Origin of the sequence: Mixta sp. Marseille-Q2659, assembly GCF_940807255.1 — a bacterium.
Lineage (GTDB): Bacteria > Pseudomonadota > Gammaproteobacteria > Enterobacterales > Enterobacteriaceae > Mixta.
In genome coordinates this window covers 50,286-63,067 of sequence record NZ_CALNWY010000009.1, presented here as the reverse complement: position 1 = coordinate 63,067, position 12,782 = coordinate 50,286, and the positions used below count along the sequence as shown (strand labels likewise).

Sequence of the window (12,782 nt, the reverse complement as noted above, 5' to 3'; positions counted from 1 at the left end):
GGCGGTTTTCACAGCCCCACCGTCTCCTTTAGCGATTTTAAATAGCGGCGGCTCACCGGCACGATGTGACCGTTACTCAGCAACAACTCCGCCTGATTTTTATCCCCCAGGCGGATCTCCTTCAGGTAATTAATATTCACCAGATACTGCCGGTGGCAGCGCAGCAGCGGGGTGCGGCTTTCCAGCGTACGTAACGTCAGCTCGGTGAAATTCTCCTTGCCATCCTGTCTGGTGACATAAACCCCGCCTATCCGACTGCTGACAAAAGCAACCTCGGCCATTTTTAATAGCCAGATACGGTTGCTGCTAAGGCAGGGAATAAACTTCAGAGGCTGCTGGTAATGAGGTAACGAAGAGGTATCCTGTGCCCGCTGCCCAAGACGAAGCCTCGCCAGCGTTTTTTGCAGCCGTGCCGTCTGAATGGGTTTTAGCAGATAGTCAAAGGCGCACTGTTCAAACGCTTCAACGGCATATTCTTCAAAGGCAGTAAGAAAAACGATATGAGGCCGATGCTGCTGATCCAGCATGCCAACCATTTCCAGACCGCTGATACGCGGCATCTGAATATCAAGAAAGACGATGTCGGGACGTAACTTATGGATAACGCCAATCGCTTCAATGGCATTAGTACACTCGCCGACGATATCGATATCCTCCTCGTCCCGTAGCTGCAAACGTAAATTCTCAAGCGCCAGCGGTTCATCATCAACAATCAACACTTTTAACATCCGGCTCCCTCCATCGACAGACGTAACGTAACACGGGTGAAAGCATCTGGCTCGCAGCTGACAGTGATACCGTAATCGTCACCAAAACGCGCGCGCAGGCGCTTATCTACCAGGCTCATCCCTAACCCATCACCGTTTTGCTCCGCTTGATACAGCCCGGCGTTATCTTCCACTTCCACGATGGTCATTCGTTCCTTACCCCAGGCACGAATAACAATATGGCCGTTATTCAACAGTTGTGATGTGCCGTGTTTAATCGCATTTTCCACCAGCGGCTGTAGGGTAAAGGCGGGCAAACTGTGAGACAAAAACTCAGCCGGAACCTGTAGATCCACCTTCAGCCGTGACGGGAATCGCGCCAGCTCAATTTGCAGATAGGCGTTTACATGCTCAAGCTCATCGGCCAAGGTTACAATCTCCGAAGGGCGCTTAAGGTTTTTACGGAAGAACGTCGACAGATACTGCACCAGCTGTCCGGCTTTCTCGCTGTCATGACGAATCACCGCCATCAAAGTATTCAGCGCATTAAAAAGAAAATGCGGGTTGACCTGCGCATGCAATAACTTAATTTCAGACTGTGCTAACAGCGCCTTTTGTTGTTCAAATTTTCCGGCGAGGATCTGTGCCGACAAAAGCTGGGCGATACCTTCGCCGAGCGTGCGGTTGATCGAGCTGAAAAGCCGGTTACGCGCTTCGTATAATTTTATCGTGCCGATCACCCGCCGGTTCTCACCGCGCAGCGGAATGACCAGCGTTGAGCCGAGCTTACAGTTGGGATGCAGCGAACAGCGATAGGGCAGCTCGTTGCCGTCAGCGTAGACCACCTCGCCGTTTTCAATCGCCTGCCAGGTGTAATCAGAACAGATGGGTTTACCCGCCAGGTGGTGATCGTCGCCAATGCCGGTAAAGGCCAGCAGCTTCTCGCGATCGGTAATAGCGACCGCCCCGATGTCCAGTTCCCTAATCAACACCTGCGCCACTTTCATGCTGTTCTCTTCGTTAAAGCCCCGCCGCAAGATGCCTTCGGTCGATGCCGCCACTTTGAGCGCCGTTGCAGAAAATGCCGACGTATATTTTTCAAACATGGCGCGCTTATCCAGCAGAATGCGCATAAACATGGCGGCGCCGAGCGTATTGGTCACCATCATCGGCGCGGCAATGCTGCTGACCAGCGCGAAGGCGTCCTGAAACGGCCTGGCGATAAGCAGGATAATGACCATCTGCACCGCTTCGGCGACAAACGTCACCGCGCCGGCCACCAGCGGATTAAAAAGTTTATCGATCCGCCCACGCTTAATTAAAACGCTGTGTATCAGCCCGCCCAACAGCCCTTCAGCGATGGTGGAAATCATGCAGCTCAGCGCCGTCATTCCGCCCAGCGAATAGCGATGTATCCCTCCCGTCAGACCGACCAGGCCGCCGACAAACGGGCCGCCCAGTAATCCGCCCATCACGGCGCCGATCGCACGCGTATTGGCGATAGAATCATCGATATGCAGGCCGAAATAGGTACCCAGGATGCAAAAAATGGAAAAGGTGAAATAACACAGCAGCTTATGAGGCAAACGCACAATCACCTGCACTAATGGAATAAATAAACGGGTCTTACTCATTAGCCAGGCAATTACCAGGAAGACACACATTTGCTGTAGCAGCAGCAGGATCAAATTAAATTCATACATCTCGGACATCCGTAATCCATCATGCGCGTAATCTAACGCCTGCAAAAAAATATTACTTTGAAACAGCCTAAAAATAATAAAGCTGCTCGCCAACAAAGAGCGGCGCAGTCACCCGCTGAACGGCGGCGAGTACAACATTAAGCGCCTGATGTTACGCTGCGCGCTGGGCCTGTTATTTGATACCGCCCCGCTCTTTTTCGACAGCAATTCCTGAAAGCGCCGCCCGCTATTCAGGCGAAGCGCCGCTTTCCGCAGCGGAAAAAACTAAAAAACAGCAAGCGTTATGCGGACTCGCGGACGACCAGATGCCCGGAGAGCGTAATGCGTTGCGGCAGAAGATCCGGCTCGCCAATCTTACGCAGAATTAATCCGGCTGCCTGACGGCCCGTTTCTTCGCTGGCAGAGGAGACATAGGTAACAGAGGGCGAGGTAAGATTAATATGCAGCATATCTTCAAAGCCAAGCAGCGCGACCTGCTGCGTCAGAAACACATCTTTGCCAAGCGTACGGCCAACCTGATGAATACCGCTAATGCCGCCAATCACCGCATTCGGCGAATGGCAAAGCAGCGCCGTAACGGTATTGTTCCTCTCCAGCAGCTGACGCGTCACCTGGCTCGCCGCCTGGGTACTCTCGGCACAGGCGGGCGTAAACTCCTCACGAAACGCCATCCCGTACTGGCTCAGCGCGCTGCGAAACCCCAGCAGCCGCTGTAAACGAATCCGATCGTTTTCCGCGCCGCCGATATAAGCGATATTGCGGTGCCCGCGCTCGATTAAATAACGGGTAGCCAGGCTGGCGGCCTGGCGGTTGTCGCGCATCACCAAATCACAGTTTTCTTCCGGCAAAGATTGCGAGACGACCACCAGCGGCAGCTGACAGCGACGGAGCTTTTCCGGCAGCGTTGAGGTGGAGTTATCAGATGAAAGATAAATAACGCCGGCGATGCCCTGCTGTTTGAAAGAGAGCAGACAGCGTTCCAGCGCCTGCTCCTCGTCCTGTGGCTGGCCAAGAAACACCATGTAATTCTGGCGCTCCAGCGCCTGAACAATACTGGCCATCACTTTGGTCGCGAAGCTGTCGCTGAAGTCACGCACAATCAGGCCAATCAAATTAGACGTGTTGGCGCGCAGATTCGCCGCCGCCACATTGTGTACATAACCCAGCGCATCCATTGCCGCCTGTACGCGCGCAATGGTGGCAGGAGATATTTTCCCTTTCTGGCGCAAGACCAGTGAAACGGTTGAAACCGAAACTCCGGCCTCTCTGGCGACATCAACGATACTGACCCTTTTCACATCCTCTCCCTGAAAGTGCATGACGCCGATTTCGACCTCCTCTGTTTCCACAAGAGGTCGCTTTTGTTTCGCTCCGCTTATTTGCCTAACATGCCAGAGAGTTTTTGCGCAATAAATTGTGCCCTGGCACCAAAGATGACCTGAACACCTCGATCGCCGACGAAGACGACGCCACGCGCACCCAGCGCATTCAGCCCATCTTTATCCACCAGCCCGCCCTGCGTCACTTCCAGTCGCAGACGGGTAATGCAGGCTCCGACGGAATCAATATTGCGGGCGCCGCCCAGCAGACCCACAATCTCCGTAGCGAGTTCTTCATCGGTTTTATCACTGGCATCGGCGGTAACATCAGCGCGGCCCGGCGTTTTGACATCAAAACGGCGAATCACAAAGCGGAACGTCACGTAATAAATCAGCCCCATCGGCACCCCAATGATAATGGCATTGAGGAAGTTGGTCTGATAGCCGTTAAAGGAAGGCAGGATGCCGAATGAAATATAGTCAATCAATCCGGCCGAGAACGATTTAGCGATATGCGCATGCAGCAGATACATACACATATAGGAAAGCCCGGCCATTATTGCATTAAAGACATACAGAATCGGCGCGACAAAAATAAAGGTAAATTCAACCGGCTCGGTTATCCCCGTCAGAAAGCAGGTGAGTGCGGCGGAAAATAAGATCCCGGCGGCGATTTTTTTATTTTTGGTTTGCGCCTCGTGATACATCGCCAGGCAAGCTGCGGGCAGCGCAAACAGCATAAGCGGAAATTCACCCTGCATGAATTTACCGGCATTCTGGTAACTGTCGCTGCTAAAGGATTTCACGCCCTCCTCCAGCATTTTAAACCAGATAGTCTGGTCGCCATGAATCACCTGCCCCGCCTGGGTGGTGTAATCGCCGAACGAATACCAGAAAGAGGGATACCAGATATGGTGCAGGCCCAGCGGGATCAGCGCACGTTCAACGAGGCCGAAAATAAAGGTGGAGGCCGCCTGATTATCGCCGTTAACCACGACTGACAGCGCATCAATACCGGATTGAATATATTGCCAGATATAGGGTAGCAACAGGCCAAGCAGAAAAGAGAGAAACGCCGTGGCGATAGCGACAAAGCGTTTACCTGAGAAAAAGCCAAGAAACTCAGGCAGCTGAATCGCGTGAAAGCGGTTATAGCACCAGGCAGCGAGAATGCCGCACAGCAAGCCGCCGAATACGCCCATTTGCAGCGTAGGAATACCGACCACCATGGCGTATTTTCCGCCCTGCGCAGCCATTTCCGGCGTAATCGACAGGACGGTGCCGATAGTCATATTAGTGATAAATACCGAGACGGCGGCGGAAAGCGCGGCGATCCCCGATTCAGACGCCAGTCCTACGGCAGAGCCGATAGCAAACAGCAGCGGCAGGTTATCGAAAATCACCCCGCCCGCGTTCATCATCAGCGGTAAATGAAACTTATCGCCAAAGGCCAGCAGCAGCCCGGCGGCCGGTAGTAGAGAGATAGGCAGCATTAATGCGCGACCAATCATCGAAAGCTTAGACAACGACTTAATAAACCCTGTACCCAGACTCATAGTTATTCCCCGGAAAAGGCCGATAATCACGCTAAAAACGCGCTGTTATTGTAGGTAGAACGTTCTATTAAAACGTTCTACTATCGTGAAATAAGCGTTAACGACCTGCAACAGGAATCGTACGTTCAGTCATAGGGAATAATGATTGTTTGAAGCCCGTCAAAGATCGGCGGGGGAAATCTTGCTGGATGAGCCGACCAACCATCTCGATATTCATCATCAAATTCAGCTGATGAAGCTGATCAGCGAGCTGCCGGTTACCAGCATCGTCGCCATTCACGATTTGAATCATGCAGCCCTGTTTTGCGACATGCTGATTGTGATGCTCAACGGCGAGATTATTGCCCACGGCACGCCAGACGATGTCCTGACCGAATCCCTGCTCTGGGAAGTATTTAACGTCAGAACGAAAATCGCGCCATCGCCGGTACACGGCAAAAAACATATCCACTATTACGCTGACTAACGCGGCGTAGCACTTCCCTTTCTGGCCGCCCCCCGGGCGGCTTTCCTGCGACTTTGCCCCCGCTTCTGACGCCCCGCGCTGCCGGCGCGGTTTCCAGTTTATTCCGAAGGCAGATGCGCGCTAACCGTGCCATTGTTAACCATACGAAGAGATTAATGACGTTGATTTAGTGAGGGAATGATGAAAAAAACAATTATGGCATTATCAGCACTGCTGCTGGCTTCTCCCGTTTTCGCCGCGACCACACACGCAACGGATGACACTGTCGCCAGCGCCCATGAAGGGGCCAATAACGCTAAAGAAAAACTGCATCAAACGCAGCATGAGGGGCAGGAATTAAAGCTTAAATCGGAACATGCCGCCGAAGGTAAAAGCGACAGCCTGAGCAGCAAAGCCAGCGAAGGTACGCAAAAAGCGTGGCATAACACCAAAGAAGGCACCGAGAAAGGCTGGGACGCTACGAAAGAAGGAACGGAAAAAGGCTGGAACAAAACCAAAGAAGGCGCTAACGAGCTGAAAAACAAAGTCAGCGAATAACCTTCTTCTACCCTTAAAAAGGCTGCGTTAGCGCTGAGGGATCCATTAAATCAGCGCTAACTGAACCAGCACTCTATTTCGGTAGGTTCTGAGGAAGTGAACAAGAACGGTACTTAATGCCGTTCGTTTTAAAATTAGTGGAGAGTGGTACAGGACATTCTCCGTTAATTTCAGATACGAGATTACCTGTCGTGGCTTAATGCTGCGCGCCTGGCATCCCCGCTTTAATCCTTCATTTCCAGCAAGATAATCCGTAAGCCTTTTGTATCCAGCGTTCTCAGGATTGGGGCTTCAACAGTTCATCTGATGATGCCCGTTCACCCTTTACCATACCTACCCGCGAGAGATAATCGGCCGGAGTAAAGGCGACGATAAAAGGATGTCATCCCCTTCTCTGGAGCCTGGTCCTAATCCTGGAACGCCGGAAAAATCAGATGACGCAACGTTTTCTGATTTTTCGATAACCTTCAATTTCTTCGTCATGAAAATTTTAATAGAGGTCATTTGCCAGTCAACAACCAGACATTTGGGCTGTAAAGAAGGCTGGATGGTTTAAAAAGAAGCGCCTTGCCTGGGGAAACGGTACCGCTTAACATAGTTGCGCCCGGTGCTTGAGGTTATTCACTCTTGCTCCGGCAGGCAGTGAATAAACGAAAGCCCCAGGTAAACATTTCTGTTCAACCATGGGGCCAAATCTTGACTTCGCAATCAGATTGTAGCCCCTTAACAGCCGATAAGGCAAGGGGGCGTAATGCCAACGAAAATACTGCAAGCATGTTTGATGTTGTCGCTGGTTCTTCTCTTTCTCTACCTCAGTGGAAAGACGCTGAGCCAGGCCACCATTGAACTGCTTTGTCTGAAATTAACGCTGGTATTCGCCTCGCGTTAAGGGAAAAGGGGGCACAAGCCCCCTTACTCCCTTGTTGCTGAGCCATGCTTCACGCCACCGGGCAAACTTCATATTTGGAGGAGCCTTTGCAGATTTACCATCGCTCTAATACGTACTCCGAGATGCCGAGAAAGCGGGAATTGTCCCGCCTCGCTGAATGGAGTTACGACCTTGAACAAAGCATTGCGCCGACATCATGAATGTCGTCTGAAATCTAAACGCCGTCATTATCATAATGTGGAGGATGGTTCGCCCCAAAGCACAGGTATTGTTGCACGTACCCCCTGTTCGTGCAGCTGTTGGATGTGTGGACATCGGCGTCAACATGACGGAATGAACATGCAGGAGCGCCGCGCTCGTCTGCGCTATACGGATTAAGATTAAGCAGTGAAAGAATTTTATCGGGAAATCCTGACACCAGCCCTGCATGGGCTGGTATTGATGGGAGCAGGCGGAGCGATCGGCACCGGCTTAATCCTGTTGGTAACCGCCCTGAAGCATTGACAGGGGAACGATAATGCAACGATGTAACCGGAACATGGATGCGCTCGATACACGATCGGAAATTTACTTTTCTGAGGAATGTATCAATGAGCTTGTTCAATACGCGCAAAGACCGCTATCCGAATGGCCGCGCTAAAAACCATCGGCATCCCATTCGCTATTACAGCAATCCGAACGGAACGCATTACTGGAAATGGCTCTATACAACAAAGCCACGCCGTGCTGCTGATAAAGAGCGAATTCACAGAATAATGCGTGGGGCCGATCCAGAGGGAATGGCGTGGTCACCGGACAACTACCCAACTAAGTGGTACTGGTGAAAGGCAAAAGAGATCTGGCGACTCTCGACACGTTGTAACTGTTTTCAGTTACGAGGTGTTTATGAGCGTTTTCAATACGCGACGGGATCGCTTCCCGAACGGCAAGCCAAAGCCGCATAAGTTTAAATGGCCAGATAACTATCCTGCTGGGGCCAGCTATGTGAGCAAGTCGCCTGGCTGGTGGAATAATCTCTGTACCACCAAACGCAGACGCATGAATGACAGCGAACAGCGACATCATGTGCTACGAGGTAAGGACCCTGACGGACTGTTATGGCTGCCGGACAAGCGCCCGAAGGGCTATTATTATTGACACAACAAAGGCCGCAGATGCGGCCTTTTTACTTTGTTTCTGCTGGCTAAAGCTGATGATACGGTCAGATACGCGACGTATTCAGCGCCAGATTACCGGTTTGCCCTGCTCTGTTCGGCAAACTGAAGGCTCCTTTCCCAAAAAAGCGCAACAGAAACCTATTTATGCAGCGCCAGCCCTTTAATCGCTTTATCTACCGCTTTTTTTGGCCCGCGCAATGCCAGCCCCACCAGATCCAGATTATCGGCATCTTCAGCCAGAAAGGCGGCGCGGTTGGCGGCGTCATGGCCGGTAGAAAACATGGCGTGAACATAGGGAATCAGCGTCAGCTCGCGCTCCAGCCCTTTGCGGTGCGCCGCCTGCAGGCCGCTAATGTCCGCCTCGAAAACCAGCATCGGCTGGCCCAGCATATTGCCGTAACGATTACCGTGAGCGTCCAGATAGGGCTCGCCCATCATCTCAGGCGCCGCTGAAGCAACGCCGCTGGCCAGGAAGGCCACCACATTCAGGCGCTGCCATACGACAAGATCGTCACGGACGATAAGGGCAACTTTAGTATCAAACATCAATCAGGCTCTCCGGTGGTTAACAACGGTAACCATCATCCGGGAGGCGGCGTGTGCGCGTATAGAACGTTTGTGCATTGCGCCTGATATTCAGCGGGCGTGATGCGATAGGCGCGCCGGAACCAGCGTCCGAAATGACTCTGGTCAGCGAAGCCGACCTGAGCGGCAGCCTGAGCCGGATGGAATCCCTGGCTAAGCAGCATGCGCGCGGTACGCAAACGCAGCCTCACCAGCCAGGCATGAGGCGACTGTCCGAAAGCGCGCTGAAACTGGCGGGTTAAACGAAAACGATCGATACCGGCATGCTGAGCAAGGTCGTCCAGCCCAATATCCTGCGCCATGCACGCCTGCATATAATCTCTGACCCGACACATCTGGTTGAAGGCGTCGCCCTGCGCCAGCGCGGGCCGCACGTAAATATGGCGTGCCAGCAGATCGATCAACCGATCCAGACTCTGGTCGCGCGCCAGCTTGCCTTCAGCATAATGCACGGCATGAAACGCCTGCTGGATCGCGTTGTAAAGCTGGGGATCTTCGGTAAGCGTATGGCGAAAGGCGGCCTGCAGCGCGGAAATATCACCCAGCCCGCGCCGTTGCAGCATATCACCCAGCCAGGCCTGCGGCAGATAGAGCATGGAATAGGAAAAGCCCGCCGGATCCGGTGCATGGCCATCATGTACCGCGCCCGGTTCGATAAGGATCGCCTGTCCGGGCGTGCTGGTATGCAGCGTGCGATGGCAGTTAAACCGCTGCAATCCTTGCTGCGTAACGCCCACCAGCATTTCATCATGATCGTGCGGATCGTAAGCATGGCCATAGAAATGGGCCTGTACGCTTTCGATGCCGGTTTCGCTGTCGCGACGCAGATCGATCCAGTCGCGGGTTACGGTTTTTGGCATGGCTCTTCTCACACAGACGACAGATCGGAGGATGGCGCAGGGATCAACCTTAACGTTTTTTTAACCCGTCGGAAATATCTGACAGCAGAGAAAACGCGCAATAAAAAACCGGCAGAGCGCGATTTAACGCACTCTGCCGGTTTGTTCATTCAGTCAGATCCTTCGCCAGTTCGCGTTCTTCTGAACGAAAACCTGTTCGGAGGCATTCTCACCGTCTTGTTGTCAGTGCTGTTAACGTCCTGACGACGGAGCCTGGTCACCGACTGCGGGATGTGTCTGAATGCTTTTTTGGCCTGCCAGTAAGCGGCGACTTTTTCTTCATCGACTTCGCTTTCGGCAAGCTGCTGTAATCGCTCCAGAATGGAGTGATTACTTAAAGCACTCTGGCTTTCCAGAATAGACAGTACCGCTTCGCCCAGAGCTACATGTATATTCTTTGATTCGTCTTTATCCAAATTCTCTCCTGTGCTGACGTGAATGAAGGCCGGTTACACAGGCGATGCCAACACAATAACCAGCCGCTTTTCTGGTGCCTGCTGTTTATCAGGGCAACAGCCGCGCCGGAATCAGGAGAGCTTTACTACAAACAGACATAGCATAAACAATTGATATAAACCGAACGGGCTGGAACAGACCCATTACAGATAATGAATTATTCCCGGCCCAGCACCAGGGCAAGCAGCCCGTGATAGTGCGCTTCCATGTTTTTGCAGGATATGTTATCCAGCTTTGCCAGCAATTTTGCACAAATCGCCTTACGATTGACGGATTGCCCCGCTCGTAAGATCTCTTCTACGATTTGCCCCAGCGTTTCCTGCTGAGTAGGGATATTCATATCTGCCATATCAAAACGCTGAGCCACTGCATTACCAGCGTTTGGTGTCCATTGTTGCTGTTGCATCATCGGCGCCCTCATGGTCAGATTGAATGAAATGTAAACTACATGTTATGCACGATAAACTATACAAAAAAGAAAAGCCTGTACAGGTATTTTTCTCCTAATTTTCCGTTCATCTCTTTGAGCGCTTGCCGTCCCATCTGAAAAAGCGGGCGTATAGTGTGAGGTTTTTAACGCTGATGACATCAAAAAAAGCCACTCTCACCGGCTTGTTAGCCGTACTGCTATGGAGCGCTATCGTCGGCCTTATCCGCAGCGTTAGCGAAGGATTCGGCGCCACGGGCGGTGCGGCCTTAATCTATACGTTAAGCGCAATGTTGCTGCTGGTGACCGTGGGCCTGCCTAAACTTAAAACCTTTCCGCGCGCTTATTTAATCGTCGGCAGTCTGCTGTTTGTCAGCTATGAAATTTGCCTGGCGCTGTCGCTGGGCTTTGCGCGCAGCGGCACGCAGGCTATCGAAGTGGGAATGGTGAACTATCTCTGGCCCGGCATGACGATTTTGCTGTCGGTGCTGGTTAACCGGCAGAAAACCAGTCCGTTAATTATTCCTGGCCTGCTGCTGGCGATTGCGGGTATCTGCTGCGTATTAGGCGGCAGCGACGGCTTTTCACCGGCACGCATTATCGGCAATCTCGCCAGCAATCCGTTAAGTTACGGTCTGGCCTTTAGCGGCGCGGTTATCTGGGCCATTTACTGTGTAGTGACGCAAAAAATCGCCCAGGGCAGCAACGGCATTACGCTGTTTTTTATGCTGACCGCGCTGACCTTATGGATAAAATTCCTTTCAGCGCCACAGCCCGCTTTTATTATTACCACGCCGACAATCATGAGCCTGGTTTTAGCCGCCTGCGCGATGGGGTTCGGTTATGCGGCGTGGAATATCGGTATTTTGCACGGCAACGTAACCGTGCTGGCGACCGCCTCCTATTTTATTCCGGTGATTTCGGCGCTGCTGGCCTCTTTTATTCTTGGCACAACGCTGACGCTGACTTTTTGGCAGGGTGCGGCGATGGTAAGCCTGGGTTCGCTGCTGTGCTGGTGGTCAACCCGCACGGCTGGGATAAAGAATAAACGGCTCAGCAAAGTTAATCAGTAGCAAGCGGCCATTCGATGGCGGCCGCTAAAATCAGATATTCGCCATGTTCCTTCGGATGCCGCCAGGATAACGTTTATTCGTATTTTTCATTAAGCTGCCGGATATAACCCCCAACTCCGGTAAAACCCTTATTATCAATGGGTTATTTATTTATCTGCGATAATGTTTTCCCCGATGATAATGATAATTATTGTGATAACATCAGGTTTATTGCAAAAAAGCTATCTGCATGTTGCTGTAATTAATATGGATTTTCTGGCTGATACCTGGCCATACAGCAATATTCTCAATGACAGCGGGAACCGCTTATGGAACATATTGTTTATGTGGTTGATGATGATAATTCAGTCAGGCAAGCGCTGGTTAGTTTGTTAAAGGCTGAAGATTATCAGGTCGCTGATTTTTCCTCCGCTCAGACCTTTCTTGCTCACTCTTTTAGCCCAGCGCCCGGCTGCCTGATTCTGGATATGAATATGCCAGAAGCCAACGGTTTTGATGTTACCGATGCGCTGACCAAACTGGGCTACCTTATTCCTACGATTTTTCTTACCGGCTACGGCACTATTCCGTTAACGGTCAAAGCGATGAAAGCGGGCGCGTATGAGTTTATGACCAAGCCCGCCGTGCCACGTCTGCTGTTGCAGGCGGTCGCAGAGGCGCTCAAGCTGGCAGAAAAAAACCTGGGCGCCTCACGTGAAATGCAGACGCTGACCGCACGCTACGATTCCCTGACACCGCGCGAGCGCGAGGTACTTCAGCTGGCGATTGGCGGTCTGCTGAACAAGCAGATCGCCACCGCGCTGGGCGTCAGTGAAATTACCGCCAAGGTGCATAAACGGCGGGTGATGGAGAAGATGGAAGTGCGCTCGCTAACCGATCTGGTGAGGGCTGCCGAGCGCCTGAATATTGTTAAAACCCAGGGGCGTTAGCGTTCTTTCATTAATTAAATGCCGCCAGCTTTGTGTCTGGGCGCGCGTTGTGCAGACGTAGCGTATTGCCCTTCTGCAG

The 12,782-nt window shown here is 52.2% G+C and carries 14 protein-coding genes and 2 pseudogenes; 7 read left to right on the top strand and 9 right to left on the bottom strand.

Annotated elements, in window-relative coordinates; translation table 11 throughout:
- Positions 1-8 precede the first annotated feature (8 nt).
- From btsR to P3C52_RS08880, 4 genes are all read right to left on the bottom strand, one after another.
- Positions 9-728 carry a two-component system response regulator BtsR gene (btsR, locus tag P3C52_RS08895; RefSeq protein ID WP_275554659.1) on the bottom strand — a complete coding sequence of 240 codons (720 nt, stop codon included), beginning with the start codon at positions 726-728 and terminating at the stop codon, positions 9-11.
- The gene (locus P3C52_RS08890; protein ID WP_275554723.1) at positions 722-2,410 is read right to left on the bottom strand and encodes a sensor histidine kinase; all 1,689 of its coding nucleotides are present in this window, start codon (positions 2,408-2,410) and stop codon (positions 722-724) included. Before P3C52_RS08890 ends, btsR begins: the two co-directional genes overlap by 7 nt.
- A gap of 281 nt (positions 2,411-2,691) precedes the next feature.
- Complete coding sequence (malI, locus tag P3C52_RS08885) at positions 2,692-3,708, bottom strand: Mal regulon transcriptional regulator MalI (protein WP_275554658.1); 1,017 nt, start codon at positions 3,706-3,708, stop codon at positions 2,692-2,694.
- Between the two features lie 77 nt (positions 3,709-3,785).
- Entirely contained in the window at positions 3,786-5,285 is a 1,500-nt protein-coding gene (locus P3C52_RS08880; RefSeq protein ID WP_275554657.1) for a PTS transporter subunit EIIC, read from the bottom strand.
- Positions 5,286-5,460: 175 nt separating this feature from the next.
- On the opposite strand from P3C52_RS08880, the pseudogene P3C52_RS08875 reads away from it, so the two are divergent.
- Positions 5,461-5,751: pseudogene (locus tag P3C52_RS08875) on the top strand (ABC transporter ATP-binding protein); the annotation flags it as partial.
- 180 nt (positions 5,752-5,931) lie between these two features.
- Positions 5,932-6,288 (top strand): hypothetical protein, encoded by a 357-nt coding sequence (locus tag P3C52_RS08870; protein WP_275554656.1) that lies wholly within the window; start codon positions 5,932-5,934, stop codon positions 6,286-6,288.
- Positions 6,289-6,333: 45 nt separating this feature from the next.
- Here P3C52_RS08870 and P3C52_RS08865 read toward each other — a convergent pair.
- Positions 6,334-6,537: pseudogene (locus P3C52_RS08865) on the bottom strand (IS4 family transposase); the annotation flags it as partial.
- Between the two features lie 502 nt (positions 6,538-7,039).
- Between P3C52_RS08865 and P3C52_RS08860 the strand changes: the two are divergent.
- From P3C52_RS08860 to P3C52_RS08850, 3 genes are all read left to right on the top strand, one after another.
- The gene (locus P3C52_RS08860; protein WP_275554655.1) at positions 7,040-7,177 is read left to right on the top strand and encodes a hypothetical protein; all 138 of its coding nucleotides are present in this window, start codon (positions 7,040-7,042) and stop codon (positions 7,175-7,177) included.
- 590 nt (positions 7,178-7,767) lie between these two features.
- Positions 7,768-8,001, top strand: a complete 234-nt coding sequence (locus P3C52_RS08855; RefSeq protein ID WP_275554654.1) for a hypothetical protein — start codon at positions 7,768-7,770, stop codon at positions 7,999-8,001.
- Positions 8,002-8,062: 61 nt separating this feature from the next.
- Positions 8,063-8,314 carry a hypothetical protein gene (locus P3C52_RS08850; protein ID WP_275554653.1) on the top strand — a complete coding sequence of 84 codons (252 nt, stop codon included), beginning with the start codon at positions 8,063-8,065 and terminating at the stop codon, positions 8,312-8,314.
- A gap of 158 nt (positions 8,315-8,472) precedes the next feature.
- On the opposite strand, the gene P3C52_RS08845 is transcribed toward P3C52_RS08850, so the two are convergent.
- The 4 genes from P3C52_RS08845 to ycgZ form a co-directional block, all read right to left on the bottom strand.
- Complete coding sequence (locus tag P3C52_RS08845) at positions 8,473-8,880, bottom strand: DUF2000 family protein (protein ID WP_275554652.1); 408 nt, start codon at positions 8,878-8,880, stop codon at positions 8,473-8,475.
- Positions 8,881-8,915: 35 nt separating this feature from the next.
- Entirely contained in the window at positions 8,916-9,779 is an 864-nt protein-coding gene (locus P3C52_RS08840; RefSeq protein WP_275554651.1) for an AraC family transcriptional regulator, read from the bottom strand.
- 149 nt (positions 9,780-9,928) lie between these two features.
- Complete coding sequence (locus P3C52_RS08835) at positions 9,929-10,234, bottom strand: hypothetical protein (RefSeq protein WP_275554650.1); 306 nt, start codon at positions 10,232-10,234, stop codon at positions 9,929-9,931.
- A gap of 197 nt (positions 10,235-10,431) precedes the next feature.
- The gene (ycgZ, locus tag P3C52_RS08830) at positions 10,432-10,683 is read right to left on the bottom strand and encodes a regulatory protein YcgZ (protein ID WP_275554649.1); all 252 of its coding nucleotides are present in this window, start codon (positions 10,681-10,683) and stop codon (positions 10,432-10,434) included.
- 173 nt (positions 10,684-10,856) lie between these two features.
- Between ycgZ and yddG the strand changes: the two genes are divergently transcribed.
- Positions 10,857-11,774, top strand: a complete 918-nt coding sequence (gene yddG / locus P3C52_RS08825) for an aromatic amino acid DMT transporter YddG (RefSeq protein WP_275554648.1) — start codon at positions 10,857-10,859, stop codon at positions 11,772-11,774.
- Between the two features lie 308 nt (positions 11,775-12,082).
- Positions 12,083-12,703, top strand: coding sequence for a response regulator (locus P3C52_RS08820; RefSeq protein ID WP_275554647.1), 621 nt, complete (start codon positions 12,083-12,085; stop codon positions 12,701-12,703).
- Positions 12,704-12,782 lie beyond the last annotated feature (79 nt).